General features: G+C 44.7%; 26 protein-coding genes. 14 read left to right on the forward strand and 12 right to left on the reverse strand.

Going from position 1 to position 26,065, the window contains the following annotated elements; all coding sequences use genetic code 11:
- Positions 1–21: 21 nt before the first annotated feature.
- Positions 22–837 (reverse strand): 5-deoxy-glucuronate isomerase, encoded by an 816-nt coding sequence (iolB, locus tag NYE53_RS20160; RefSeq protein WP_041338083.1) that lies wholly within the window; start codon positions 835–837, stop codon positions 22–24.
- A 74-nt stretch (positions 838–911) separates the two neighbouring features.
- The gene (gene iolA / locus NYE53_RS20165; RefSeq protein ID WP_003243682.1) at positions 912–2,375 is read right to left on the reverse strand and encodes a methylmalonate-semialdehyde dehydrogenase; all 1,464 of its coding nucleotides are present in this window, start codon (positions 2,373–2,375) and stop codon (positions 912–914) included.
- Positions 2,376–2,791: 416 nt separating this feature from the next.
- Here iolA and iolR point away from each other — a divergent pair, with 416 nt between their 5' ends.
- The 5 genes from iolR (at position 2,792) to NYE53_RS20190 (ending at position 7,379) form a co-directional block, all read left to right on the forward strand.
- Positions 2,792–3,547 (forward strand): myo-inositol utilization transcriptional regulator IolR, encoded by a 756-nt coding sequence (gene iolR, locus NYE53_RS20170; protein WP_339246497.1) that lies wholly within the window; start codon positions 2,792–2,794, stop codon positions 3,545–3,547.
- Positions 3,548–3,600: 53 nt separating this feature from the next.
- Positions 3,601–4,533 (forward strand): aldo/keto reductase, encoded by a 933-nt coding sequence (locus tag NYE53_RS20175; protein WP_003227049.1) that lies wholly within the window; start codon positions 3,601–3,603, stop codon positions 4,531–4,533.
- Positions 4,534–4,794: 261 nt separating this feature from the next.
- On the forward strand, positions 4,795–5,445 hold the full coding sequence (locus NYE53_RS20180) for a hypothetical protein (protein ID WP_251187510.1): 651 nt from the start codon (positions 4,795–4,797) through the stop codon (positions 5,443–5,445).
- Between the two features lie 3 nt (positions 5,446–5,448).
- The gene (locus tag NYE53_RS20185; protein WP_003227046.1) at positions 5,449–5,757 is read left to right on the forward strand and encodes a YxcD family protein; all 309 of its coding nucleotides are present in this window, start codon (positions 5,449–5,451) and stop codon (positions 5,755–5,757) included.
- A gap of 236 nt (positions 5,758–5,993) precedes the next feature.
- On the forward strand, positions 5,994–7,379 hold the full coding sequence (locus NYE53_RS20190; RefSeq protein WP_326236917.1) for a sugar porter family MFS transporter: 1,386 nt from the start codon (positions 5,994–5,996) through the stop codon (positions 7,377–7,379).
- A 42-nt stretch (positions 7,380–7,421) separates the two neighbouring features.
- Here NYE53_RS20190 and htpG read toward each other — a convergent pair whose 3' ends face one another.
- Positions 7,422–9,302, reverse strand: coding sequence for a molecular chaperone HtpG (gene htpG / locus NYE53_RS20195; RefSeq protein WP_339246502.1), 1,881 nt, complete (start codon positions 9,300–9,302; stop codon positions 7,422–7,424).
- Between the two features lie 167 nt (positions 9,303–9,469).
- Positions 9,470–9,721: a hypothetical protein gene (locus NYE53_RS20200; RefSeq protein ID WP_003244458.1), complete on the reverse strand. Its 252-nt coding sequence runs from the start codon at positions 9,719–9,721 to the stop codon at positions 9,470–9,472.
- A 116-nt stretch (positions 9,722–9,837) separates the two neighbouring features.
- Here NYE53_RS20200 and NYE53_RS20205 point away from each other — a divergent pair, with 116 nt between their 5' ends.
- Complete coding sequence (locus NYE53_RS20205; protein WP_064671723.1) at positions 9,838–10,659, forward strand: SDR family oxidoreductase; 822 nt, start codon at positions 9,838–9,840, stop codon at positions 10,657–10,659.
- A 29-nt stretch (positions 10,660–10,688) separates the two neighbouring features.
- Here the strand turns inward: NYE53_RS20205 and NYE53_RS20210 are convergent, their stop codons facing one another.
- Positions 10,689–11,831, reverse strand: a complete 1,143-nt coding sequence (locus tag NYE53_RS20210) for a TetR/AcrR family transcriptional regulator (RefSeq protein WP_339246505.1) — start codon at positions 11,829–11,831, stop codon at positions 10,689–10,691.
- A gap of 142 nt (positions 11,832–11,973) precedes the next feature.
- Here NYE53_RS20210 and NYE53_RS20215 point away from each other — a divergent pair, with 142 nt between their 5' ends.
- Together NYE53_RS20215 and NYE53_RS20220 are read left to right on the forward strand one after the other, a co-directional pair.
- Positions 11,974–13,311, forward strand: coding sequence for an aldehyde dehydrogenase family protein (locus tag NYE53_RS20215; RefSeq protein ID WP_339246508.1), 1,338 nt, complete (start codon positions 11,974–11,976; stop codon positions 13,309–13,311).
- A 206-nt stretch (positions 13,312–13,517) separates the two neighbouring features.
- Positions 13,518–13,985 (forward strand): RDD family protein, encoded by a 468-nt coding sequence (locus tag NYE53_RS20220; protein WP_339246511.1) that lies wholly within the window; start codon positions 13,518–13,520, stop codon positions 13,983–13,985.
- A gap of 148 nt (positions 13,986–14,133) precedes the next feature.
- Here NYE53_RS20220 and NYE53_RS20225 read toward each other — a convergent pair whose 3' ends face one another.
- The gene (locus tag NYE53_RS20225) at positions 14,134–14,559 is read right to left on the reverse strand and encodes a DUF5391 family protein (protein WP_339246514.1); all 426 of its coding nucleotides are present in this window, start codon (positions 14,557–14,559) and stop codon (positions 14,134–14,136) included.
- A gap of 255 nt (positions 14,560–14,814) precedes the next feature.
- Between NYE53_RS20225 and NYE53_RS20230 the strand changes: the two genes are divergently transcribed.
- Positions 14,815–15,270, forward strand: a complete 456-nt coding sequence (locus NYE53_RS20230; protein WP_123374096.1) for an RDD family protein — start codon at positions 14,815–14,817, stop codon at positions 15,268–15,270.
- Positions 15,271–15,299: 29 nt separating this feature from the next.
- On the opposite strand, the gene NYE53_RS20235 is transcribed toward NYE53_RS20230, so the two are convergent.
- The 3 genes from NYE53_RS20235 to yxaF form a co-directional block, all read right to left on the reverse strand.
- The gene (locus NYE53_RS20235) at positions 15,300–16,508 is read right to left on the reverse strand and encodes a DUF418 domain-containing protein (protein WP_339246517.1); all 1,209 of its coding nucleotides are present in this window, start codon (positions 16,506–16,508) and stop codon (positions 15,300–15,302) included.
- Positions 16,509–16,615: 107 nt separating this feature from the next.
- Positions 16,616–17,629, reverse strand: a complete 1,014-nt coding sequence (qdoI, locus tag NYE53_RS20240; RefSeq protein ID WP_339246520.1) for a quercetin 2,3-dioxygenase — start codon at positions 17,627–17,629, stop codon at positions 16,616–16,618.
- A 93-nt stretch (positions 17,630–17,722) separates the two neighbouring features.
- Positions 17,723–18,298, reverse strand: a complete 576-nt coding sequence (gene yxaF / locus NYE53_RS20245) for a transcriptional regulator YxaF (protein ID WP_014478503.1) — start codon at positions 18,296–18,298, stop codon at positions 17,723–17,725.
- 131 nt (positions 18,299–18,429) lie between these two features.
- Here yxaF and NYE53_RS20250 point away from each other — a divergent pair, with 131 nt between their 5' ends.
- Positions 18,430–19,500: an SDR family oxidoreductase gene (locus tag NYE53_RS20250; RefSeq protein ID WP_339246524.1), complete on the forward strand. Its 1,071-nt coding sequence runs from the start codon at positions 18,430–18,432 to the stop codon at positions 19,498–19,500.
- 58 nt (positions 19,501–19,558) lie between these two features.
- Here the strand turns inward: NYE53_RS20250 and NYE53_RS20255 are convergent, their stop codons facing one another.
- Positions 19,559–19,990 carry a MarR family transcriptional regulator gene (locus NYE53_RS20255; protein ID WP_339246527.1) on the reverse strand — a complete coding sequence of 144 codons (432 nt, stop codon included), beginning with the start codon at positions 19,988–19,990 and terminating at the stop codon, positions 19,559–19,561.
- 226 nt (positions 19,991–20,216) lie between these two features.
- Between NYE53_RS20255 and NYE53_RS20260 the strand changes: the two genes are divergently transcribed.
- Together NYE53_RS20260 and NYE53_RS20265 are read left to right on the forward strand one after the other, a co-directional pair.
- A complete protein-coding gene (locus tag NYE53_RS20260) occupies positions 20,217–20,621 on the forward strand; it encodes a CidA/LrgA family holin-like protein (RefSeq protein WP_339246530.1) in 405 nt (134 codons plus the stop codon).
- On the forward strand, positions 20,591–21,283 hold the full coding sequence (locus NYE53_RS20265) for an LrgB family protein (protein ID WP_014478506.1): 693 nt from the start codon (positions 20,591–20,593) through the stop codon (positions 21,281–21,283). Before NYE53_RS20260 ends, NYE53_RS20265 begins: the two co-directional genes overlap by 31 nt.
- A 39-nt stretch (positions 21,284–21,322) precedes the next feature.
- Here the strand turns inward: NYE53_RS20265 and NYE53_RS20270 are convergent, their stop codons facing one another.
- Positions 21,323–22,354: a polysaccharide pyruvyl transferase family protein gene (locus tag NYE53_RS20270; protein ID WP_339246533.1), complete on the reverse strand. Its 1,032-nt coding sequence runs from the start codon at positions 22,352–22,354 to the stop codon at positions 21,323–21,325.
- 92 nt (positions 22,355–22,446) lie between these two features.
- Complete coding sequence (locus tag NYE53_RS20275) at positions 22,447–23,595, reverse strand: glycerate kinase (protein WP_339246536.1); 1,149 nt, start codon at positions 23,593–23,595, stop codon at positions 22,447–22,449.
- Between the two features lie 195 nt (positions 23,596–23,790).
- On the opposite strand from NYE53_RS20275, the gene gntR reads away from it, so the two are divergent.
- Positions 23,791–24,522 (forward strand): gluconate operon transcriptional repressor GntR, encoded by a 732-nt coding sequence (gene gntR / locus NYE53_RS20280; RefSeq protein WP_014478509.1) that lies wholly within the window; start codon positions 23,791–23,793, stop codon positions 24,520–24,522.
- A complete protein-coding gene (gene gntK, locus NYE53_RS20285; RefSeq protein WP_339246539.1) occupies positions 24,515–26,056 on the forward strand; it encodes a gluconokinase in 1,542 nt (513 codons plus the stop codon). The genes gntR and gntK overlap by 8 nt, the downstream gene beginning before the upstream one ends.
- Positions 26,057–26,065 lie beyond the last annotated feature (9 nt).

Consider the following 26,065-nt stretch of genomic DNA (forward strand, 5'->3'; position numbering starts at 1 on the left):
TAAACAGCCACTCCTCACTTGTTAGCGTTCTAAAATCCACTCATGCACCGGGTCGTTATGAAACTTCCATTTTCGCGTCGGCCCTGCCATGACATTTAAATAGTAGGATGTGTATCCGTCCGGAACGCCTACCGGGTGGTATCCCGCAGGAACGATGACAACGTTTTCATTTTCCACAGTCATTGTCTCGTCAATAGAACGGTCATCTGTGTATACGCGCTGAAATACAAAGCCCTGTCCCGGGTCTAACTCATGGTAGTACGTTTCTTCTAAGAAAGATTCTTCCGGCAAGTTGTCTTGGTCATGTTTGTGAGGCGGGTAGCTGGACCAGTTGCCGCTGTCTGTATAGACTTCAACTACTAATAGACTGTTAGCTGAAGGGTCTGAATCCGGAAGAATGTTATGAACAGTACGTTTGTTTGAAAATTGCCCGCGATGCTCAATTCCGTTGTCTTCCGCTTTGATCAGCTTTGTCGGAAGCTGCTTTTCCGATGGAGAATAGCAAAGCGCCACTCTTGCGTCGCTAACCGCTGTGATCTCAAATGCACGGTCATTTGACATATAGACGCTGTCTGTCGGTTTTCGTTCAAATACGCTTTCGCGGGTGCCGATATTCTCAAAAGTCGACTCATGATCTGTCACTGTAATTTTCCCCGTTACCGCCACAATACAGATTTCTTGTTTTTTCAATTCTTCTGTATAGCTTGAACCTGATGCAAGATCTAACACTTTAAACTCTACATAAGTGAGATCAGAGTTGGATGTCGTTACTTCGTGCACGAGTTTGACCCCATTAGACACTTCATGCGACTGCGGCTTACGCAACAAATAACTCATAGTGAAGCCCTCCTCTTTCTATTGGCAGAATGAGTCCGAACAGCGCACATGGACGCCGTTCGGCTGTTCGTCGTTTAGTTGAAATCAGGTGCCGGATATCTTGCCGTTACCACTTTTTTACGTGTATAGAAGTCGACGCTGTCTTTTCCGTTCGCATGCAGCGTTCCAAAGAATGAAGATTTCCAGCCTGAGAACGGGAAGAACGCCATTGGAGCCGGCACACCAAGGTTGATGCCTAGCATTCCCGCATCAATGTTTTCACGGAAGTAGCGGATTGCGTTTGAGTTGGATGTGAACAAGCAGGCGCCGTTCGCAAACTCAGACTTATTGGCGATTTCAATCGCTTCTTTCAGGTTTTTCACACGGATGACAGATAAAACCGGAGCGAAAATTTCATCTTTCCAGATCGTCATCTCTGTTGTGACATTGTCAAAGATCGTCGGGCCGACAAAGTAGCCGTCGTCTGACACATTTTCACGTCCGTCACATACGAGTCTGGCACCTTCTTCAAGACCTTTTTCGATATAGCTGAGCGTGCGCTTCTTGTTGTCTTCGCGAATCACCGGTCCTAAGAACACGCCGTCATCAAGGCCGTTACCGATTTTAATGTCCGCCACTTTTTCCTGCAGCTTCGCCATAAATTCATCGGCGATTCCTTCTTCAACTGTCACAACCGCACAAGCCATGCAGCGTTCACCGGCAGAACCGAAGGCAGCTCCAACGATGTTTGTGACCGTGTCTTCAAGATTCGCATCGTTCAAGACAATCGTATGGTTTTTCGCGCCAGTCAGAGATTGAACGCGTTTTAAGTTTTCGCTTCCTTTTTTGTAGACGTATTCGCCTACTGGCTTGGAGCCTACAAATGAAATTGCTTTAATTTCGGGATGCTCAAGGATGCCGTTCACAACGTCATGCGCACCGTATACGACGTTGAACACCCCTTTCGGAAGGCCCGCTTTTTCAAAAAGCTCAACCAATTTCTCTGTTAACAGCGGAGTCCGCTCAGATGGCTTTAAAATAAATGTGTTGCCGAGCGCGATCGCCATCGGGAACATCCAGCAAGGAACCATCATCGGGAAGTTGAATGGCGCGATTCCGCCGACAACTCCGATTGGGTAACGGTAGTTCGCCGCTTCAACGTCCGTTGCGATGGAAGCAAGTGAGTCACCCATCATCAGGGAAGGTGCTCCAGCGGCGAACTCTACGTTTTCAATCCCGCGTCCCACTTCACCTAAAGCTTCTTTCGTGTTTTTTCCGTTTTCAATGGTAATTAGATGAGCCAGTTCTTCTTTATGCTGAGACAGCAGCTGCTGAAAGTTAAATAGAATTCTGGCACGGCGCGGAACCGCCACCTTTGACCATGTTTTAAATGCTTCAGCCGCCGTTTGCGCTGCGTAATCAATATCCTCTTTTGTAGAAATCGGCACTTGGCATAGTACTTCTTTCGTCGCCGGATTGACGACATCTTCATATTGATCTGTTTTGCTTTCAACCCATTCACCGTTGATGTAGTTTTTTAATTTTCTGATTTCTGCCATTCTTATTGCCTCCTTCATTAGTAAACACATACACTTGTATGGATGGTTCCGGATAGATTCATATCAATATCCACTTTTCAGCAAGCCAAGAATTAAACGCTTTCAAAAAAACCAAAAAAATAAATGGCGGATGCATATTTACATACAAGCAACCATTTCATGCACAACAGGTTACTTTTTGGTCATTTCTTGGTTATATTCTAATCGCATAATACCCATAAGTCAATCATAAACACTAAATTTTTTCATTATTTTTATTATATTAATCTTTTAATCAAGTAAGAGAGGTAAGAGAAGCCCGCCGAATCTTGCAAAAGATATACACTGATGTTATCATTTTTTAAGCAACTATTGATTAACTTTTGGTTTTTATTATATATTTATGTTACGTAAAGATTCAAGAAGGAGTTTTTAATATGAAACTGATGCGGATTCAGGAAATGGAGGAGTACATTTTATCGCATGGCACTGTTTCCTTAGATGAGCTGTGCCAGGTGTTCAATGTCTCCAAAAACACAGTCAGACGTGATATCAACAAGCTAACAGAAAAGGGTGCGATTGAAAAAGTTTACGGCGGCGTAACATCTATTGAAAAAACCGCATTAGTTCCTTTTGAAAATCGCACCATTCAGCACCAGGATGAAAAAACAAAAATCGCCCATTATGCTTCCCGATTTATTGAAGATCACGATTTGGTCTTCATTGATTCAGGAACGACGACAAAGTCTATTCTTGATACGCTTGAGCCAGCCAAAAATGTCACCATCTTAACCAACAGTTTAGACATTATCAATGCGGCGTCAGCTTTGAAGAATATTAACTTAATCATTATCGGAAACAACTATAAGAGAAAAACCCGCTCCTTTGTCGGCATGGACGACCCGGCTATGCTTGATAAGTACAATATCAACAAAGCCTTTATGTCCGCTACCGGAACGACGCTGACACACGGATTGACCAACTCGGATCTGCTGGAGTATGAAATTAAAAAGAGGATTTCAGAAAAAGCAAAAGAAGTGTATCTATTGGCTGACCATTCTAAATTCGGAAAATCAACGCTTCTGACATATGCGCCGTTTGACAGGCTGCATTGCATTGTGACCTCTCAGCCATTAGACGACGAGTACACGCAGTACTGCAATGAGCATCAAATCGGCATTCACCTGGCCTAACGTTTACAATAGTGTTGAAAGTCTATCATCCATTTTATTCTAGGAGGCAGATCATGAAAAAAGCGAAGCTCGGAAAATCAGACTTGCAGGTATTCCCTATCGGATTAGGAACAAATGCTGTCGGAGGACATAACCTCTACCCGAACCTAAATGAAGAAACCGGAAAAGAATTGGTGCGCGAGGCGATCCGTAATGGCGTGACAATGTTAGACACCGCTTACATTTACGGGATCGGCCGTTCCGAAGAATTAATTGGTGAAGTGCTGCGTGAATTCAACCGTGAAGATGTTGTCATCGCGACAAAAGCCGCTCACAGAAAACAAGGCAATGACTTTGTCTTTGATAATTCACCAGAATTTCTTAAAAAATCAGTTGATGAAAGCCTGAAGCGCTTGAATACCGATTATATCGATTTGTTCTACATTCACTTCCCTGACGAACATACGCCTAAGGATGAAGCCGTTAACGCGCTGAATGAGATGAAGAAAGCCGGAAAAATCCGTTCCATCGGTGTATCCAACTTCTCTTTAGAGCAATTGAAAGAAGCAAACAAAGACGGTTTGGTAGATGTATTGCAAGGCGAATACAACCTGTTAAACCGTGAAGCGGAAAAAACATTCTTCCCGTATACGAAGGAGCATAATATTTCATTTATCCCTTACTTCCCGCTCGTATCAGGTTTATTGGCAGGAAAGTATACAGAAGATACAACGTTCCCAGAAGGCGACCTGCGAAACGAACAGGAACACTTCAAGGGTGAGCGTTTCAAAGAAAATATCAGAAAGGTCAACAAGCTTGCGCCGATTGCCGAAAAACACAACGTGGATATCCCTCACATCGTATTGGCCTGGTATTTAGCAAGACCGGAAATTGATATTTTAATTCCGGGAGCAAAACGTGCCGATCAGCTGATTGATAACATCAAAACAGCCGACGTGACGCTTTCTCAAGAGGATATTTCATTTATTGATAAGCTGTTCGCATAAGAAGAAAACAGCCTTCTCCAATGGAGAAGGCTGTTTTTTTGTGCGATAAATTCCTAAACAACTGATTTTGAAGCAAAACCTTACAAAATGAGCCATAAATCCGATAAAATAAAGGTAGTTTATCTCAGAAAGAAAGTGATTGAGAAAGCAAAAGTATGAAACGTTCATATCATCCAGCTCATATGAAATAAAGCTGACCCAGCTTCTTTTATTTGCTGGTCAGAATAGCGGACCGTTTCGATGGTCTATGGAGGAAACAGAATGAAACTTAAATATGTAAAAGCCTTAGTTGCAGTAACCGTTGCTTTAGGTGTACTGCTGCCATCAACGATTTCTCATGCAAAGAGCTTTAGCGGCCGCTCATCATCTAGTTACAGCAGCCGAAGTTCAAGCTCGTCATACAGCGGAAGCTATAAATCAAGCCCGAAATCAAGCTACAGCTCAGGATCAAGCTCTTCTAGCAAAAAATCCAAGACGTCTGACGATTCATCATCATCGATTTCGCTTAAAAAGAAGCCTTCGGAAAAGGCAAGCTCATCAAGCTCTAAAAAATCGTCAGGCACCTTTTCCGGCGCTACATCAAAAGTAACCGGAAAGACATACAGCGGAAAAACGTCTAAAGCTTATGTTGGCGGACGTTATGTTTCAGTCAATCATTACTATCACGCAGGTTTCGCGCCATCAGGATGGTTTGGATATTATAGCGGATTCACAATGGGTATGTTCATGACCAGCATGATGCACCCATGGGGTTACACCTATCATCCAGTCGGAGGCCCAGGCTATGTTTCTTATGGCGCTTCACCCATTGCCTGGATCGTTGATATCATTGCTTTGATCATTATTTTAATCATTGTCATCGCATTGATTCGCGCATTTAAAGCACCGAAGACGTACAGAAGGAGATTTTAGGCAATGAGATTAATATTAAATGAGCAAGAAATTGTAGACGGAATTTGCGTGTATATTTCCAATGAAGAAGATATCTACCCTGAAGACGTTGAAGTAAAAGAACTATCGTACAACAAGCGTACAGGGTTCTTCGCTGAAGCCACATTTGGCCTGCACCACAAGCAGCTTATGTCAGATGACATTTCAGAAGGCATTATTCAGTTCTTAGAGGAATACCACAACTTCAATCCGGACGTTACCGTCGTTGAATTGCAATTTGATAAGAAAAAAGGCTTCTCCGCCTTGGTTTTCGTCAACGAAGCAGAAGAATAAAAATGTCTTAATCAAACCTTACTCCGCGCGGGTAAGGTTTTTTTAATGGTTTCTCTGAGCATAAAGTTATTTCGTTTTTCCTAAACTCAGCGGATCTGTGATCATCTCTTTTGGCTTCAACGTTTCCGTTTTTTCAAAACAAATGTTTCAAATGAGATAGGAAATGGGTACTAATCTATTAACTTTGTTATACATTTTAGATACTCATTGGCTCAACAACTGAGGAGGAGACATTTGTGAAGAAAGACACAAGGAAATATATGATCTACTTTTTCGGCGCTTTAGGGGGACTGCTATATGGTTACGATACAGGTGTTATCTCCGGAGCACTCCTGTTTATCAATAACGATATTCCTTTAACGACATTGACAGAAGGATTGGTTGTCAGCATGCTGCTCCTTGGCGCGATTTTCGGTTCTGCCTTGAGCGGCACATGCTCAGACCGCTGGGGCAGGAGAAAGGTTGTATTTGTCCTTTCCATCATTTTTATTATCGGTGCGCTCGCTTGCGCATTTTCTCAAACAATCGGCATGCTGATTGCATCTAGGGTGATACTCGGGTTGGCCGTCGGCGGTTCAACGGCGCTTGTGCCCGTGTATCTTTCCGAAATGGCACCGACGAAAATTCGCGGGACACTCGGCACAATGAACAACTTAATGATTGTCACCGGGATTTTGCTCGCCTATATCGTTAACTACCTGTTCACACCGTTTGAAGCGTGGCGCTGGATGGTCGGTCTGGCCGCAGTGCCTGCCGTGCTTTTATTAATCGGCATCGCGTTCATGCCAGAATCGCCAAGATGGCTCGTGAAGCGCGGCCGTGAAGAAGAAGCGAGACGAATCATGAACATCACTCATGATCCAAAAGACATCGAAATGGAATTGGCAGAGATGAAGCAAGGAGAAGCAGAGAAAAAAGAAACGACACTCAGCGTCCTAAAAGCCAAATGGATTCGCCCCATGCTTCTGATTGGCGTCGGCCTTGCCATTTTCCAGCAGGCGGTCGGCATTAACACGGTCATCTACTACGCGCCAACCATTTTTACGAAGGCCGGTCTTGGCACATCAGCTTCGGCGCTCGGCACAATGGGAATCGGCGTCCTTAACGTCATCATGTGTATCACTGCCATGATCTTAATTGACCGTGTCGGACGCAAAAAACTTCTGATCTGGGGAAGTGTCGGCATCACACTGAGCCTTGCTGCTTTATCAGGCGTGCTCCTGACACTGGGGCTTTCCGCATCAACAGCGTGGATGACAGTAGTCTTTCTCGGCGTCTATATCGTCTTTTACCAGGCGACATGGGGTCCGGTAGTGTGGGTGCTCATGCCTGAGCTCTTCCCGTCCAAAGCGCGCGGAGCCGCGACAGGGTTCACGACTTTGGTGTTATCGGCAGCCAACCTGATCGTGTCGCTCGTCTTCCCGCTGATGCTAAGCGCAATGGGCATCGCATGGGTCTTTATGGTTTTCTCAGTCATTTGTCTTCTCTCATTTTTCTTCGCGTTCTACATGGTACCGGAAACCAAAGGGAAAAGCTTGGAGGAAATTGAAGCAAGCCTGAAAAAACGGTTTAAAAAGAAGAAAAGCACCCAAAACCAAATGCTGAATGAGCGTACTTTATAAAAAAAAGGAATCGTCTCCTTATGGGACGATTCCTTTTTCTGTTTACACCATGACCTTGCAAATATTGTTGGTAAATTCCACAGGGTCCTGAATCGGCAGGCCTTCGATGAGAAGCGCCTGATTGTACAGAAGGTTTGTGTATAGGCTCAGCTTTTCTTTATCCTGTGCAAACGCGTCCTGCAGCGTTTGGAATACTTCGTGATTTGGGTTGATTTCCAGCACTTTTTCCGCCTTCACATTTTGGCTGTCAGGCATCGCGTTTAAGATTTTTTCCATCTCAATTGTCACTTCGCCGTCAGCAGCAAGGCAGACTGGATGTGATTTAAGCCGTTTTGAGATTCTGACGTTTTTCACTTTGTCTGACAGAATGTTTTTCATTTCCTCAAACAGATCCTTATACTTGCTTTCCTCTTCCTCGGACTGCTTTTGATCCTCATCCGTGTCTATGCCAAGGTCTCCGCTTGATACGGACTTGAATTCTTTTTCCTGATAAGAAGCCAGCATTTTAATTGCAAACTCATCGATGTCCTCAGTAAAGTAGAGGATTTCATAGCCTTTGTCCGCCACCATTTCCGTTTGCGGCAGTTTCTCAATGCGGTCGTAAGAATCACCGGTCGCGTAATAAATGAATTTCTGCTCCTCTGGCATTCTGGAAACATACTCGTCTAAGCTGACCAGTTTTTTCTCTTTTGAAGAGTAGAATAATAGGAGATCCTTCAATTGATCCTTATTCGCGCCAAAATCATTGTACACGCCGAATTTCAGCTGTCTGCCGAACGACTTGTAGAACGTCTCGTATTTCTCGCGGTCTTTTTTCAACAGGCTTTGCAGCTCGCTTTTGATTTTCTTGCTGATGTTTTTCGCGATCAGCTTCAGCTGGCGGTCATGCTGCAGCATTTCTCTGGAAATATTCAGCGACAGATCCTCAGAATCGACCATGCCCTTCACAAAGCTGAAGTGGTCCGGAAGCAGATCTGCGCACTTATTCATGATCAGCACGCCATTGGAATACAGCTCCAAGCCTTTCTCATATTCCTTGGAATAGTAGTCGAACGGCATGTTTTCAGGGACGAATAGAATCGCATTGTAGCGAACGGCTCCATCCACACTGATATGAACGTGTGTCAGCGGTTTATCAAACCCGTAATGCTTTTCAGCATAGAATTTTTCATAATCCTCATCTGTCAGCTCGCTTTTGTTTTTTCTCCAGATCGGCACCATGCTGTTGACCGTCTGCTCTTCCTGCACCTCTTCAAATTCATTTTCGCTGCCTTCCTTCGGCTTATTAATGGTTGTATCCATTTTGATCGGGTAGCGAATGAAGTCGGAGTACTTCTTGATGATCGCTTTTAAACGATATTCCTCTAAAAACTCGTCATAGCTATCATCTTCTGTGTTCTCTTTGATTTTCAGGATAATGTCTGTACCGACAGAATCCTTTTCACACGGTTCAATCGTATAGCCGTCTGCACCCGCAGACTCCCATTTATAAGCTTCTTCGCTGCCAAGCGCTTTACTGATAACTGTCACAACATCGGCAACCATAAATGCCGCGTAAAAACCGACACCGAACTGCCCGATAATGTCATGTCCGTCTTTCAGCTCGTTTTCCTTTTTAAACGCGAGGGAACCGCTTTTTGCAATTGTTCCAAGATGCTGTTCAAGCTCATCCTTTGTCATTCCGATCCCCGTATCAGAGATGGTTAATGTTCTCGCATCTTTGTCAGCTGCGACCTTTATGTAGTAACTGTCTTTATCAAACGTAAGCGCATCGTCCGTAAGCGCTTTGTAATAGATTTTGTCAATCGCATCACTCGAATTGGAGATTAACTCGCGCAGGAAAATTTCTTTTTGGGTATAAATGGAGTTAATCATCATATCCAGCAAGCGTTTAGACTCTGCTTTAAACTCTTTTTTCGCCACTCTTGATCGCTCCTTTACCATTATGTAAACCCTTTTCAGCATCTATTTATCACATAAGATGACAATTGTCAATTAGATTGATAGATGCATATATATGTAAATTTAACATTAGTTGGATTTGTTTTCACTCTTTTTCTCACTCATTCTCATAAAAAAGAGAGGCTTCATCATCCTCTCTTTTTTTCTGTGTCATTCCAGCGGCCAAACTCCCGCTTCATCCATATATGCACCGGGTAGAAAAACAAACCGAACGGTATCAAAAACAAAAGATTATGCCATGAAGCATTCAGAAATGCGCTTGCAGTCACCGGAAACGTAATCTCTTGCAATAAAAAAGAGATGACAGTCAGCACAACAAATGCAGATGGAATGGTCACGATGCAATAAAACTTGAGCTCCTTCTTATGCTGTACCTTCAAACATACAAACCTCCCAACAATTTCTAATTCATCTTAACATATGCTGGCCTTTCTTTTCTCGCATGTTTATCACTGCACATAGAGGGAAGACAAATAGAAAAAGGAGGTCTCGTATCATGGGAAGACTTGAAAACAAAACAGCAGTGATCACAGGCGCCGCGACAGGCATTGGGCAAGCGACGGCAGAGGTTTTTGCCAATGAAGGCGCGCGTGTGATCATCGGAGATATCAATAAAGATCAAATGGAAGAAACAGTTGACGCAATCAGAAAAAACGGAGGACAGGCCGAATCCTTTCACCTCGATGTGTCAGATGAAAACAGTGTGAAAGCATTTGCTGATCAAATCAAGGATGCATGCGGAACGATTGATATTCTGTTTAATAATGCCGGCGTTGATCAGGAAGGCGGAAAGGTGCACGAATATCCGGTTGACCTGTTTGACCGCATTATCGCCGTCGACCTGCGCGGCACGTTCCTTTGCAGCAAATATCTGATTCCGCTCATGCTCGAAAAAGGAGGCTCCATCATCAATACCTCCTCCATGTCAGGCCGTGCCGCGGACCTTGACCGCTCCGGCTACAACGCAGCAAAAGGCGGCATCACCAACCTGACAAAAGCGATGGCGATCGACTACGCACGGAACGGCATCCGCGTCAATTCCATTTCACCGGGTACGATCGAAACCCCGCTGATTGACAAATTAGCAGGCACCAAAGAACAGGAAATGGGCGAGAAATTCCGCGAAGCCAACAAATGGGTCACGCCGCTCGGCCGCCTTGGCCAGCCGAAGGAAATGGCGACAGTGGCCCTGTTCCTCGCGTCAGACGACAGCTCATACGTCACAGGAGAGGACATCACCGCAGACGGTGGCATCATGGCATACACATGGCCAGGGAAAATGCTGATTGATGAGAAATGGAAGAAAGAAACGAAATAAGAGAGGGGATGTCCCTCTCTTTTTGTCTTTCAAAGCAATACAACCTTATACTTTTTCACATCCAAAAACTGCAAAAATTCCCTCGCCAGCACTTCAGGCGGATGCGCCTTTCCTTCATCCAGCCGATACAAAAGCAACCCGATAATCATTGCGGATACATAATGGGCATAAAGCTTTTTCTCTGCGTGAATATCAGTTTGATGATGCAGATAAAACGATTCCAGCGCTTTGAACATATCAGGTATCACATGAGGAACACCCCATTCCTGGTTCAGAAAATGGACAATGGGCATGTTTGTCAAAGCAGAAAGCAGACTGGCGAGCGCCTTCTCCGCTTCCTTTAAGGAAAATTCATTCGGGCTGAAGGCAATCGTCAGGTGATCAATGATCTCCGCACATGATCGCTGTATCATGGTTTGGAGCAATTCCTCTTTATTGGCATAGTGATCATAAAAAGTTGCGCGGCGGATATTGCTTTTCCGGGTAATATCCGAAATTGTCATGGCTGCGTAGTCTTTTTTCTCCGCCAGCACGTCCAGAAATGCCTTCTGGAGCGCTTCTCTCGTTCGAACCACACGCCTGTCGATTTGCTTGTCCTTCTCTCGCTCTCCTGGCACAGCTTGTCCAAACAGCCAATAAAATCTCTTTTGAGAAACAAGCTCCCATACCTTTTGGCTGATAGCTTCCGGAGTCGCGGCCGCATCCTCATTCAGCCAATACAGGATAATTGCGTACGTGTACAAGGCCCGGTAATGTCCGTAAATGTCCCGTTCAATCGGCGTCAAATTCACATGAATTGGAGCGAGCAGCACATCCTGCTGAAACACATCCTTAAAAAAACGGTGAAAATGCCCTCTGTTCATCATCACTGAAAAAAAGGATCGATGCTCATGAACAAAGGACAGCGTCGGATGCACCGTTTGCCGTTTTTTGTTCAAATGAAGGGTATCCATATGACTGAAGGCGTCAAAAAGCGCTTTGCCCAGCCCTTCCTTCATGTCTTCGATCACATCCTCAATGATTGCAAACTTATCCTCATAGTAAAGGTAGAGCGATCCGCGGCTCACTTTGGCCTTCTCAGCGATTTCTTTCATTGTGATGTGTTGAATATCTCTTTCTTTCAATAAAGCCAGCAGCGCCTCTTTCACTTGAGCTTCAGCAGATTCCGGCACAAAAGACACCTCCAATCATTAGACAGATCTTCGATATATGTACGGTAACGTATAGATGGTTCATCGTTGTCTTTCTTACAGAAAAGGTACCACCTTATAATAGGTCCGAGAAAAGAAGAAAGCAAATGAGGGGGATTTTACAATGGAACAGCAAGTAAAGGACGACATCCAGCGTGTCTTTCAGCTTCAGAAAAAACAGCAAAAAGCCTTGCGCGCTTCAACAGCGGAACAGCGGAGAGAAAAGCTTCAACGCTTTTTAGATTCCGTCATCGCCCATGAAGAAGAAATCATCGAAGCGATCCGCAAAGACGTCCGCAAACCATATCACGAAGTCAAAAAAGCGGAAATCGAAGGAACAAAAAAAGCGATCAGAGATAATATGAATAACCTGGAACAATGGATGGCGCCTAAAGAAGTCGGTTCATCGTTAAGCCCTGACGCAAACGGAATTCTTATGTACGAGCCTAAAGGCGTCACACTCATCCTCGGCCCGTGGAACTATCCGTTTATGCTGACGATGGCGCCGCTTGCCGCTTCTCTCGCAGCCGGAAACAGCGCGATTGTGAAGCTGTCCGATTTCACGATGAACACGAGCAACATTGCCGCTAAAGTGATCAGAGACGCGTTTGATGAAAAAGAAGTCGCGATTTTTGAAGGAGAGGTTGAGGTGGCAACCGAGCTTCTTGATCAGCCGTTCGACCATATTTTCTTCACTGGAAGCACAAATGTCGGGAAAATCGTCATGACAGCGGCGGCCAAACACTTGGCATCTGTCACACTTGAGCTTGGCGGCAAGAGCCCGACGATTATCGACAGTGAATACGATCTGATGGACGCAGCGAAAAAGATCGCCGTCGGGAAATTCGTAAACGCCGGCCAAACCTGCATCGCACCTGATTACCTGTTCATTAAAAAAGACGTTCAGGACAGGTTCGCGGGGATTTTACAAACAGTCGTCAACGCTGGATTTATGGAGGATGATCATACCCCAGACCGCAGCAAATTTACGCAGATCGTCAATGACCGCAACTTCAACCGTGTCAAAGATCTGTTCGACGACGCCATCAAAAAAGGGGCGGAAGTGGTGTTCGGCGGCGTATTTGATGCCAGCGACCGCACGATCTCGCCAACCGTTTTGAAAAACGTCACGCCTGACATGAAAATCATGCAGGAGGAAATCTTCGCTCCGATCTTGCCAATGATGAACTATGAAGACATCGACGAGGTCATCGATTACGTAAATGACCGCGATAAACCGCTTGCACTTTACGTGTTCAGCAAAAACCGAGACCTGATTGACAACGTCCTTCAGCACACGACATCAGGAAATGCCGCCATCAATGATGTCGTCGTCCATTTCAGTGACGTCAACCTGCCATTCGGCGGTGTCAACACAAGCGGAATCGGGTCCTATCATGGGGTATATGGATTTAAAGAGTTTTCTCATGAGAAAGGTGTATTTATTCAAGCCTCTAAATAATCATAGTGAAGAGAATCTGCATCATCTTGCGGGTTCTCTTTTTATCATTCTATTAACCTAAAATCAAAAAGGAAAAACAAAGAAATAAATAGTAATAAAATACTGTTTTTATTACGAGACAAAATTCCTCTAGTCTATCTCATTGAAACCCTACAGCCCCCTAACGTATAATATCCCAGAAAACTTCAAAGGAGAGAATATTATACATGGAAAAACCAGCTGGATTTTGGATTCGGGCAGTTGCCTCTATTATTGATGATTTAATTATCTATTTTTTTGCTTTTATTATGATCCAAATTAACACCTTAATTGTCCTGCCTCTCATTGATGCAGGAAGCTCCTCTATGACAGAAGGTCAATATAAATTTTATATCCTGATATTCGGGACGATCCCTGTTATCGCCATCATATATATCTTCGGCATTCTTTATTATAGCTTGCTGACTTCTTTAAAAATGCAAGCAACACTAGGCAAAAAACTCATGGGTATCATCGTTGTCAATCAATATGGCGAGCGAATTTCATTTTGGCAAAGCTTTGGCCGTTTTTTCGCTTACATACCATCAGGAATTTTGTATATCGGTTACATTATGGCAGCTTTCCCCTCTAAACTGGCATTACACGATTATATTTGCGGGACAAAGGTTGTTTATAAAAATAAATATCTTGATTGATCAAAAAAACAGGCTGCCGAGTTAACCTCGCCAGCCTGTTTTACTATTCCCCAAAAGCCATCGGCGCTTTCATACGAAATGACTTGACCATCATAACATATTAACCCATTTTATAATTCTACTTCACAAAACATCACAAACTAGAAAACTATGTAAGAGTATGCGCAGACGTTTTTTCAGCACCCGGCCGAAATGCAGCCACAAACCAAATGACGTTGACAGCAGCCGCAGCGAGACTAATTCCGAAAACAAAGATCACCTCAGAAAGCAGATGGTCACTAAAGAAACTAAACATCAAGATAAAACCGGCCGAAGACAAATGAATCAAAAGCCCGAAGCCGCAAAGCACCGCCATGACATACCTCATTGCATCGACTCCGAGCATATAAACGAGAAATGGAATGAAATACAATACAAGGATCATACCGATAGCTGACCACATGCCTGCTGAATTAAACTGATTGGCCGCCGCTCCCGTTCCGGCCAGCGGCGAAAGTGAAGCCGCCACGATCACAGCGCAAAAAAGAAACGCAGAAATGGCTGTCATGATCGCCACGCTGTTTTTTCTAGACATCAAACTCCTCCTTAGATAGAAATATTAACCTTTTCATTATAAGTAAGTTGAATGTTATATTCATTATATTTTTAAAAAATTCCAGAATACATACACAAATGCTCTGCTTCTTTCTAGTATATTTATATAGTAAAAAACAAAGGATAAAAGACTCATTTTTCTGTAATATCAGGATTTTATCACCATATCATATTGCATGTACTTCTTTTTCAAAGTATACTATTCCAGATTAATTCAGAGGAGAGAGAAAAATACATGGAAAAACCAGCAGGATTTTGGATTCGTTTTTTAGCTTATTTTATTGATGGCATTATTGTATCTGTTCCTAGTTATATTATTCTATTTGTGATCAATTCTGTGTTTGTAGCTGGGGCTGTGGCAACAAACCCTTACATGACGGAAGAAGAGTATTTAGTGAAATACATGACGATTGCATTTTTGCCTACTATGCTGATCATGATCGTCATCAGTGTGTTATATTACGGACTGCTCACAGCTTCTAAAATGCAAGGCACACTTGGCAAAAAAATTCTTGGCCTGAAAGTGGTCAATGAACAAGGTAAACGGGTTTCTGTCGGACAGGCAATTGGCCGTTACTTTGCCTATATCTTATCTGGAATCATCTTTTATATTGGGTTTATCATGATCGCCTTTGGAGAGAAAAAAGGCCTGCATGACATCATTTGCAAAACACGTGTCGTGTATAAATAATAGAAAAAAGTCTAGACGCCAATAGGCGTCTAGACTTTTGTTTTCTTTACAATAGGCTGCCACGACAGATACGTAGCGCTTCTCCACAGCCACTCAAACGGCCCCATCCGAAAGACACGAAGCCAAAGGTGGCTGAAGACCATTTGAACGGCACAAACAGCAATTGTAATGAGCACACCGACAGCAGGGTACACTTTTCCATACAGGCCCAAGCCGTAATGATAAAAAATCCAAGTACATACAATAGACTGCATCAGATAATTGGTAAATGCCATCCTCCCAACAGCGGCGAATGATTGCAGCACTGTTCTCACTCTTGTTTTATGATAAAGATAGACAACCGTTGTAACATAGAAAAACATGAGGAAAGGCGCGCCAATCAGCAGAAATAGTTCCTTTTCCGTTACACTGTACAGCACCTGGGCGCCGATGCCGATGACAAGCCCGGCTATCCATAATCGTTTTAATCCTTTCCGATGCTTTTCCGGTTCGTGCAAATACCGTGACTTTGCCGCCGCAGTCCCCAGCAAAAACATGCTGAAATAAGGAATGGATGCAAAGAAGAAGTTGAGAGGATTATACGTAAGCATGCCATTCGAAGACATGTAAACAAGACGGTCATGGACCCGTTGTTCTGCAATGTCCCTCAGGCTGCCGCTTCCATAAACATGAATCGCTTGTTTTGCCTGCTGTGTTACCGCTTGTACCCATTCCTGTCCGTTTGATTGATCAAAACTTGTCAACATGAACGGAATGGAAAACAGAAGATACAAAGAGACCGCCCATATCAGCAGTGTTTTCGGCTTTGCTTTTCGAAACAAGAGCAGGACAAAACCGAGCAGGGCATATTCTGTTAAAATATCCCCGTCCCATATCAAAAAGGCATGAATCGTTCCAAACAAGAGAAGCGCCATTAACCTTCTCACATATAACGGAACAAACCGTTTCCCTTTGTTTTCTGCTCTCTCCATCATGACAACCATGCCAAATCCAAATAAAAAGGAAAACAATAAAATACATTTTGTTTGAATGAAGAATCTCAGTATGTCTGCGGCGGCAAAATCAGCTTCAGACCACTTATCCATGAAAAAATTCTCTTTTCCAAGCATAGACAAATACATATCCGGATAACTGAAATGTGCCAGATTGACAAATAAGATGCCGAAAATCGCCATTCCTCTCAGCACATCAAGCACACCGATCCGCTCATTTGTTAAAGTCGGCTGTAATGAAGACATAGCCATCACGCTCCTTTTTTCTGTACCTTAAGGGTATGAAAAAATGAAGCGCGGAAACATCGATTTAGGTGTCAGGCCGGCATGAAAACCTTACAATCTTGTCATCTTTATGGTTTCATCACCTTTAAATCTAATGCTTCGATATTCTGCAAAACGCGATCAAAGCGCAAAGCCTTAGGCTCACATGGGAAGATGTGGCCTTCATACGGGTCGCCTAGCGTCCGGAAAAACGGTTCAAATAAACCAGGAACCAATACGCCCACCATCTTTGTATAGTAAGAATCAAGGCGATAGGAGTGAACGGTATTTGCAGGGACATGCAGGAAATCTCCCGGATTCAGCTGAATTTCCTGGCCATCTGCCCACATCGTCATCTGGCCTTCAAGGCAATAAAATGTTTCTGTATGATGTTCATGGTAGTGATCAACGATTCGGTCACCTTTAGGGCCTTCAGAGGATACGACGATAAACTGGCCATCTGTATTTTTTTGTGCAGCCACAATGCGGTGAAGCTGATCTCCAGTCAACAGGCGATCTCCTTCTCCAGATTCAAGAACGTATGGAACGGCTCCATCTGGCAGCTCTGTAAGTTCCGCTAATTTGGCCGAACATGCAGGCTTTCCTTCATCTAGAAATACAATGTCCGCTACAGCGGCTGCTTCTGCAAATCGCTCGTTTGAGACTTCTTCGCTTGCGTACGGCGGATGTTCAGCGTGATCATATGGATTCCCAATAACGGAATACATGTGTGCTACGTTTCCTCTCATCGTGTAGGACACCAGTCTTGTTCTGTGGCTCTGCATCCGGTAGCTGTGCGGTGTTCCCGCCGGAATGTTGGCATAATCACCTGATATTAATAAATAGTGTTCTCCATCAAGTGTCAGTTCCAGTTTCCCGTCCAAAACGAGAATTCCTTCATGTGTGTCCTTGTGGACGTGAAGCGGAAAGGCATCTCCTTTTCCCCCGGAAAGAAGCACGATCTCAAACAAATCACCTGTGCTCCTGCCATTCGCCATCACCGCGGCAACCTGTCTGCCGAACAGATAGCGCTCGCCTTCTCCGCTCCGGAGCAAATAAGGCATTTTTTCTTTAGGCAATGAATGTGTACATAATGTTTTCATATTATCGCTTCCTCCAATTTAGACCAGTCTATATATTATTATTTATTTGTCTAGACCGTTCTATATAATTGTAGGAGAAAGGATAACAAAATGCTACCCTTTTTTTCTCACCAGCACTGGTATTTGTTCGGCAATGAGAAGAAGAGGCGTTTTGTCTTTATTCGTTAACGAAAGCATGATGCCGCCCTCAATCATCGAATTAATCAGCGTTCCAAGCTGATTTGCTTCTTCTTCTGCAAATCCGTTTTCCATTAATTTTCTGGCAAAAACCGCTTCCCAGCTTTTAAACACCTTCATGCAAACCGTCCGCAGCGGTTCACTGATTAACGCTGTCTCACTCGCCAGCAAACCGACTGGAATACCTTTTATGCTTTCTGTGTTGTCAAATTGGCTGGCTGTTTTTTTGATAAAAAGCTGAATCGCTTCAACAGGATCAGAGGATTCATCCATGCTTTTCTGTATCACATGTTCAACGATCTTACCTGTATATGTAACCGCTTCAATTGCTAGTTCTTCTTTGCCCTTCGGAAAAAAGTGATAAAGCGATCCCTTAGGAGCACCGCTTTCTTTTACAATCTGGTTCAAACCTGTCGCGTGATATCCTTGCAGCTGGAACAGACGTGACGCCGTGTGAAGGATTTTTTCACGTGAATCTCCTCTGCTAGTCATTAAAACATTCCCTCCTAGGTATGGTAGAGCGACTTATATAATATAAAAAAGAACCCTGTGAATGTCAAAAGGGGTAAGACCCTCCCGGATGGGGTAAATGTAGAAAAACAGCGTCTAGGAGGGATCTCTCAATGACAAACGATCATTCAGTCACGAATACAGAGCAGCTTGAACAACAAAACCCCGGCATGAAAACAAAGCTCAAACTGAAAAAGCTTAAGGATCAGGTGATCGTCATTACCGGCGCTTCAAGCGGAATCGGACTTGTCACGGCACGTATGGCAGCTGAAAAAGGCGCCAAGGTCGTGGCAGCAGCGCGAAATGAAGACGCGCTGAAGGAGCTCACTGATGAACTTAAGGAAAAAGGGCACGACGCCATATGGGTAAAGGCGGATGTCGGAAAAGAAGAGGACGTCAACCGCATCGCAGAAACCGCGATCAGCACATTCGGCCGCTTTGACACATGGGTCAACAATGCGGCCGTCTCGACTTTCGGACATGCCATGGACGTCACCGTCGAAGACATGAAGCGCATGTTCGACACAAATTTCTGGGGACCTGTTTACGGAACAAGAGCGGCTGTCAAACACTACACCGGCAGAGGTGTGCCGGGCGCACTCATTAATGTAGGAAGCCTGTTCGGAGACAGGGGAACGGTCATTCAATCCACATATGCATCTGCCAAATTTGCGCTTCACGGCTGGACGGAAAGCATCCGAATGGAGCTCGAAAAGGAACAGGCGCCCGTCTCGGTAACGCTCATCCACCCGGGCAGAATTGACACACCTTATAACGAGCATGCGCACAGCTACCTCGACAAACAGCCGGCTCATTACCGCTCCATGATCTATCCGCCGGAAGCAGTCGCCGAAGCTATCCTGTTTGCCGCCGAACACCCTAAGCGCGACATGTACATCGGGTCACAGGCCAAAGCCATCGCCATGCTGGGCACGCTTTTCCCTCGTCTGACCGACAGACTGATGGAAAAAATCATGTATCACAGCCAGCATGCCGAAAAACCGTCCAAACCGCGAGAAGAAAGTGCTCTTTATGATGCGGGCTGCGGTATGCATGACAGAGGAACAAATAAAGGATGGATGAGGTCAAGAAGCTACTACACGAAAGCGACGAAGCGCCCCATTGTATCTGCGGCTGTTGTTGCCGGACTAGTGGCTTGGGCTGCCGCCAAACGATGCAGATAATCTCTGACCATGATAAAAAAACCCATGCTGTTCCAGCGAACCATGGGTTTTTCAGCTGTTAATCGATAAAAGCCTTGTTCATACGCTGCAGCAGCTCGCCGAACATCTCTTTTTCCTGTGTTGACCATTCTTTCAGCATCTGTTCATAACGTTCAAGGCGCTTTTGCTGATCGGCTTTTAATAGTTGTTTGCCGAGTTTTGTAATGGTAAACAGGCTGACTCTCCCATCAGACGGGTCTGAGAAACGATAGATGAGCTCCTTTGCCTCTAATGCAGCTGCTTGTCTTGAAAGAGTAGAAATATCAAGCTTAAACGATTCTGACAATTCCTTAACACGAGCAGGCCCAAACTCATCCAATTGTCTCAGCAATAAGTACGAAGATCTCTCCAAATTCCCTGTTCTTTTCTCTGATTGATCCAGATAAACAGCTCTCCTGATAAAAGTCGTCAGCTCATATTCAATTAATTCAACTGGATTTTGATTTTGCAATCGCTCTCGCTCCCTATTCCAATCTCCGGCATTGACAACACCATATATACTTGTATAATACAAATGTATATTAACTGAATAAATACAAGTCGTTATATGACTTAATCAATTATTATACTTGTATAGTACAAGCATATAAAAAGAAAGTAAAGCGATTCCTCAGAACCATCCTAGAAGCAAGCACCAGAAAGGAGGAAGCTGTTCTAATTGGAGAGCAGCACTTGATGTGAAAGTCATACGAATTATCTTGCAAGTGTTGATATTATATGTGTTTTTTATGATCGGGGAAGCCATTCAGCATCTGTTTCATTTACCCGTGTCAGGAAGCATCGTTGGGTTGGTATTGCTTCTGATCTGCTTGGGCCTCCGTATTGTTCCCGTCTCCATCATTGAAGACGGAGCAGGGTTTTTATTATCCTTCCTTCCATTGTTGTTCATCCCGGCAATGACAGGAGTGATAAACTATCCGTCTCTCATTTCATTCAATGGTCTGATGCTGCTGATTACAGTCGTTCTGAGCACCATCGTCACGATCATTGCGGCTGGATTCACCAGCCAGCTATTAGAGAAAAAAGCAAAAAAACGGGAGGAGAAAGAGAAATGCAGCAAGCATGTATCGCGATCATTATAATTCTATTAACAGTTGCCGCTTATTTAGCGATGGTCAAACTCTATAAGCGATTCCCGCTTCCATTTCTGATCCCCGTTCTGACAACGACCATTTTGATTGTAGCGGTTTTGATGATGTTTCATGTTTCCTATGAAGGCTATATGATCGGGGGGAAATGGATTAATTCTTTGCTTGGGCCGGCTGTTGTGGCACTGGCCTATCCGCTTTATAAACAATGGCATATCATTGTCAAACATTGTGTTCCCATTTTAGGCGGCGTCCTGGTCGGATTATGCATGGGAATGATCAGCGGGCTGATCTTCGCAGAAGCATTCGGGATTGATCATGATCTCTTATTATCCATTCTGCCAAAGTCGATCACAACACCTGTCGCTATTCAGATCGCCGCCGGTCTTGGCGGCGTCCCTTCCATGACAGTCGTATTTGTCATGATTGCGGGCTTTTCAGGCGTCATCCTCGGGCCGCTTTTCCTAAAATGGCTTCGCATACGCAGTTCCCTTGGACAAGGCATTGCATTAGGCAGCGCCTCCCATGCACTGGGCACCTCCAAAGCATTGGAATATGGGGAATTGGCCGTATCCATGAGTTCCGTCTCCATGACGCTTTGTGCGGTGCTCGGCTCATTCTTCGGCCCGCTCGTCGTCTGGCTGTTTCATATTTAACAAAGAAAGACTGCCCCGGGGGAGGGCAGTCTTTTTCGTTTAAGAAGCAAAAAAATCAATCAGCGGCTGAAAGTCCTTAGATAAATCAACGTCATTCGGTTCTGCTTGAAGCAGGCGGTCAATCATGCGCTCCAGCTCCTCAACATCATTCTTATCCGTATACTCAATGAAGTTTAAGCTTTCAAGCCAATCCCGGTATGAATGTTTGGCTTTGCCATAGCTGTTTCCAAAGACAAGGCAAGGTGTTTTGGTGATAATCGAGAAAATCATCGCGTGAAGGCGGTCAGTAATCACCAATTTACTGGAGCCGATGCGGTCTAGCATCTCCATAAAATGCTTTTCACGATCGGCGTAGTCGATGGTGTCTACCGTATCCAGCACCGTATCGGTACGCTCTGTGTAAGTTGTTTTTTCTGCCCATTTCTTCATCTGTGAAATAAAATCTTCGTCAGTCACTTTCTCCTTATCCGCTCTTAAAATAAAGAGAACGCCGTCCCGATCGAGCTCTCGCGGCACAATATCCAAGGAAAGCACCATGTCCGGTGTAAAGATCACATTGGAGTTGAAGGTCTCTTTCACAACATCCAGTGTTTGCGTCTCACGCGCAGCAATCGTTAAGTTTGTATTTTGATGGTACGCATCCTGTGTTTTTTTCTTTTCCTTCTGCCCTTTCTCTGTATCCTCAAAATAAACGGATTGTGGCAGAGAAATTGATTTGTAGTCTTTAAACGCCGAAAAGACCTTTCTTCTGTCTTCCTCAATATCGAGATAAAGGTTTCCTAAGTTCCCTCCGCCTGTAAAGCAGACAATATCGTCTTCACGAATGATCTCCTTCACCAGTTCAATGCCCTCATCCGTCGCATAATCCATAATCTCAATGTATTCATAATACGGAAAATGATTTTTGATAAATTTCTCTTCCGCATACGCAATCGCTTGGTCTCCAATGTTTGTGTAACTAGGGGAACCAAACAAAAATACTTTTCGTTTATCATTTAACAGAGCTTCCGGCTCCACATTTGGCGCAATGCCTTTTACTAGTTTTTTGCCTTTGATTTCTTGTACAGTCATATCTGTGTCCTCCTTCTGGGATGAATTCCTCATTGTGTGTTAACTGTCTCTACCCAAAAAGAAGGATGGCTATGCATTGGCATGTGCATCGGCTATATCAGAAACATCGTTTTCGCCAATTTGATAGACGCTGCAATGTCCCGCGCCGTTCTTTCCATATATTCCGCGGCATGTTCAAACGCGTCTTCTAGCGGCACGGCTCCGGGGACGATGCTGAAAAGCGCATCGATTCCGTGTTGATAGACGGCATTACTGTCTCGGGAAATTGATCCCGCAATGCCGATAACGGGCACATCGTATGATTTAGCCGCCTTGGCCACCCCGATCGGCGTTTTTCCATGAACCGTTTGGCTGTCGATCCGTCCCTCGCCGGTAATCACAAGATCTGCATCCTGAACGATACTTTCAAAATCAACAGCATTAAGGACAATATCAATGCCTCTTTTCAGGTCAGCCTGAAGATAAGTCAGCAGGCTCCATCCAAGACCGCCCGCTGCACCGGCGCCCTCTGTATCTCGGAAGGTTGATCCGAGCTCTTTTTCTGCCATATCAGCGAAATGGCTTACGTTCTTGTCTAGTACATCCAGCATGTCGGCCGTCGCGCCTTTTTGCGGCCCGAAAACAGCCGTAGCACCCTTTGGTCCTGTTAACGGATTGTCCACATCACAGGCAACTTCCAGTTTGACATTCCGCAATCTGGAATCAAGCCCGCTGACATCTATTGATGCAAGCTGAGATAACGCGCCGCCCCCTGGGCCAATCTCGCTGCCTGAGTTATCAAGAAGCCTTACGCCCAATGCCTGAATCATCCCGGCTCCCCCGTCGTTCGTGGCGCTTCCGCCGATTCCGATGATCAATCGCTCCGCTCCCGCATCAAGAGCTGCTCCGATTAATTCTCCCGTTCCCCTTGTTGTAGTGATGAGCGGATTTCGCTTATCTACAGGCACCAGATGCAGCCCTGAAGCAGCAGCCATTTCAATCACAGCTGTTCTCCCATCTCCCATCATGCCAAAGAAAGCTCTCACCGGTTCCCCCAGCGGCCCCGTGACAACTTGCTCTATGATCCTTCCATTGGTCGCATCGACCAGAGATTGAACGGTTCCCTCGCCGCCATCCGCCACCGGCAATTTTCTGTAATCAGCACCCGGAAAGACCGATTTGAAGCCTCTTTCGATCGCTTCGGCTGCCTCCAGAGCTGATAAGCTTTCCTTAAAAGAATCAGGTGCAATGATGATTTTCATCCAAATCGCCTCTTTCAAAACATGATTCACTTATGCTAGTTATCTCCAATGTACCATATTCCATTTAGAAATAAATACCATAATGATTGGGAAAAATTTTATTAAAAATTAGAAATGAAAGTGTTTGCATAAAAGAAATATTCACGTTATCATACTTGTATACAAGTATACTCCTTGAGTGAGGAAGGTGAGTGTATGCTAGACTCCAAAGACCTGTTGTATCCCGCAAAATGGCTCTCAAAAGCGTCAACCGGGGTTCGTGTCGCATACGAGCTGAGAATGCGGATCGTTTCAGGCCTGATTGAAAGCGGTACCATTTTATCAGAAAATACAATCGCCGCCGAGTTTTCAGTAAGCCGTTCGCCGGTTCGCGAAGCGCTAAAAATACTCGCATCCGAAAAAATCATCCGCTTAGAACGAATGGGAGCGGTCGTAATTGGTTTAACTGAGAAGAAAATCGCGGAAATTTATGATGTGCGGTTACTATTAGAAACATTTGTCTTTGAACGGCTTGTCAAAATAGACATTGAGCCTTTAGTTAAGGATCTCAGCAAAATTCTTGAAATGATGAAAGTCTCAATCAAATATGAGGACGCTGACGAATTTTCATTTCAAGATGTGCTGTTCCATGAAACCATTATCCGAGCGATTGATCATTCATACATTCAGATGATCTGGAACAATCTAAAACCCGTCATGGAAAGCTTTATTCTTTTATCGATGCGGGTACGGTTAAAGGAAAAGTATGAAGACTTCACAAGGATTTTAGATAACCACGAGCTTTATATTCAAGCCATCAAAACAAAGGATAGGGCGCTGATGATTCAGTCTCTTCACCAAAACTTTGATGATGTGCAGGATAAGGTAGAAGACCTATGGCTCTCACAACAAATGCTGGCAAAAGGAGCTGAATACAGCAATGACTAGTTATATGTTAGGAATCGATATCGGCACGACAAGCACAAAAGCTGTGCTGTTCAGTGAAAACGGGGATGTGGTACAGAAAGAAAGCATCGGCTACCCGCTCTATACACCGGACATCTCAACAGCAGAACAAAACCCGGAAGAGATATTTCAGGCAGTCATCCATACAACAGCGAAAATTACTAAACAGCATCCCGAAAAACAGATCTCTTTCATTTCATTCAGCAGCGCCATGCACAGCGTCATTGCAATCGACGAAAATGACAAGCCGCTGACGCCATGCATCACATGGGCCGACAACCGAAGTGAAGGCTGGGCGCATAAGATCAAAGAGGAATTGAACGGACATGAGGTATACAAACGGACGGGAACACCGATTCATCCGATGGCACCGTTAAGTAAAATTGCCTGGATCACGAATGAAAGAAAAGAAATCGCTTCCAAGGCAAAAAAATATATCGGCATCAAAGAATACATTTTTAAACAGCTGTTCAATGAGTATGTCATCGATTACTCATTGGCATCAGCGACAGGCATGATGAACCTGAAAGGCTTGGATTGGGACGAAGAGGCACTGCGCATCGCAGGCATCACGCCGGATCACTTATCCAAACTCGTGCCGACAACCGAGATCTTTCAGCACTGCAGACCGGAAATAGCGATCCAGATGGGAATCGATCCGGAAACGCCTTTTGTCATCGGGGCCAGCGACGGCGTGCTGTCCAACCTCGGCGTCAACGCCATTAAAAAGGGCGAAATCGCCGTCACCATCGGAACAAGCGGTGCCATCCGGACGATTATAGACAAGCCGCAAACCGATGAAAAAGGGAGAATTTTTTGCTATGCCTTGACGGACAAGCATTGGGTTATTGGGGGACCTGTGAACAACGGGGGCATCGTCCTTCGCTGGATCAGAGACGAGTTTGCCTCCTCCGAAATCGAAACAGCGACACGGCTGGGCATTGATCCATATGACGTGCTGACGAAAATTGCCCAACGCGTCAGACCTGGTTCTGACGGTTTGCTGTTCCACCCATATCTCGCCGGAGAACGCGCTCCGTTGTGGAATCCGGATGTACGCGGCTCATTTTTTGGCCTGACCATGTCGCATAAGAAAGAGCATATGATACGCGCGGCATTGGAAGGCGTCATTTACAACCTGTACACTGTGTTCTTGGCGTTAACTGAATGCATGGATGGCCCGGTAACCCGCATCCAAGCGACAGGGGGATTTGCAAGGTCAGAGGTTTGGCGCCAAATGATGTCGGATATCTTCGAATCAGAGGTTGTCGTTCCGGAAAGCTACGAAAGCTCATGTCTCGGCGCCTGCATTTTAGGCCTGTATGCAACAGGAAAAATTGACTCTTTCGACGCCGTGTCCGACATGATCGGCAGCACATACAGACATACGCCGATCGAAGACTCAGCCAAAGAATACAGAACATTAATGCCGATTTTCATCAATCTATCAAGATTATTAGAAAATCAATATACACAAATTGCAGATTATCAGAGGGGCTTAATCACACACAAATAGTACATGACA

The organism is Bacillus sp. FSL R5-0523 (assembly GCF_037975295.1).
In the GTDB taxonomy this organism is placed as follows: Bacteria; Bacillota; Bacilli; order Bacillales; family Bacillaceae; genus Bacillus; species Bacillus subtilis.

Bases quoted from the DNA above. Each gene is read 5' to 3' on its own strand.
- NYE53_RS20230 (WP_123374096.1), top strand. From the start codon at position 14,815: ATGGAAAAACCAGCAGGATTTTGGATTCGTTTTTTAGCTTATTTTATT.
- iolA (WP_003243682.1), bottom strand. From the start codon at position 2,375: ATGGCAGAAATCAGAAAATTAAAAAACTACATCAACGGTGAATGGGTT.
- NYE53_RS20250 (WP_339246524.1), top strand. From the start codon at position 18,430: ATGACAAACGATCATTCAGTCACGAATACAGAGCAGCTTGAACAACAA.
- NYE53_RS20270 (WP_339246533.1), bottom strand. From the start codon at position 22,354: ATGACTGTACAAGAAATCAAAGGCAAAAAACTAGTAAAAGGCATTGCG.
- yxaF (WP_014478503.1), bottom strand. From the start codon at position 18,298: ATGACTAGCAGAGGAGATTCACGTGAAAAAATCCTTCACACGGCGTCA.
- iolR (WP_339246497.1), top strand. From the start codon at position 2,792: ATGAAACTGATGCGGATTCAGGAAATGGAGGAGTACATTTTATCGCAT.
- NYE53_RS20275 (WP_339246536.1), bottom strand. From the start codon at position 23,595: ATGAAAATCATCATTGCACCTGATTCTTTTAAGGAAAGCTTATCAGCT.
- NYE53_RS20180 (WP_251187510.1), top strand. From the start codon at position 4,795: ATGAAACTTAAATATGTAAAAGCCTTAGTTGCAGTAACCGTTGCTTTA.
- NYE53_RS20235 (WP_339246517.1), bottom strand. From the start codon at position 16,508: ATGTCTTCATTACAGCCGACTTTAACAAATGAGCGGATCGGTGTGCTT.
- NYE53_RS20175 (WP_003227049.1), top strand. From the start codon at position 3,601: ATGAAAAAAGCGAAGCTCGGAAAATCAGACTTGCAGGTATTCCCTATC.
- gntK (WP_339246539.1), top strand. From the start codon at position 24,515: ATGACTAGTTATATGTTAGGAATCGATATCGGCACGACAAGCACAAAA.
- NYE53_RS20225 (WP_339246514.1), bottom strand. From the start codon at position 14,559: ATGTCTAGAAAAAACAGCGTGGCGATCATGACAGCCATTTCTGCGTTT.
- gntR (WP_014478509.1), top strand. From the start codon at position 23,791: ATGCTAGACTCCAAAGACCTGTTGTATCCCGCAAAATGGCTCTCAAAA.
- iolB (WP_041338083.1), bottom strand. From the start codon at position 837: ATGAGTTATTTGTTGCGTAAGCCGCAGTCGCATGAAGTGTCTAATGGG.
- NYE53_RS20205 (WP_064671723.1), top strand. From the start codon at position 9,838: ATGGGAAGACTTGAAAACAAAACAGCAGTGATCACAGGCGCCGCGACA.
- NYE53_RS20220 (WP_339246511.1), top strand. From the start codon at position 13,518: ATGGAAAAACCAGCTGGATTTTGGATTCGGGCAGTTGCCTCTATTATT.
- NYE53_RS20265 (WP_014478506.1), top strand. From the start codon at position 20,591: ATGCAGCAAGCATGTATCGCGATCATTATAATTCTATTAACAGTTGCC.
- qdoI (WP_339246520.1), bottom strand. From the start codon at position 17,629: ATGAAAACATTATGTACACATTCATTGCCTAAAGAAAAAATGCCTTAT.
- NYE53_RS20215 (WP_339246508.1), top strand. From the start codon at position 11,974: ATGGAACAGCAAGTAAAGGACGACATCCAGCGTGTCTTTCAGCTTCAG.
- NYE53_RS20185 (WP_003227046.1), top strand. From the start codon at position 5,449: ATGAGATTAATATTAAATGAGCAAGAAATTGTAGACGGAATTTGCGTG.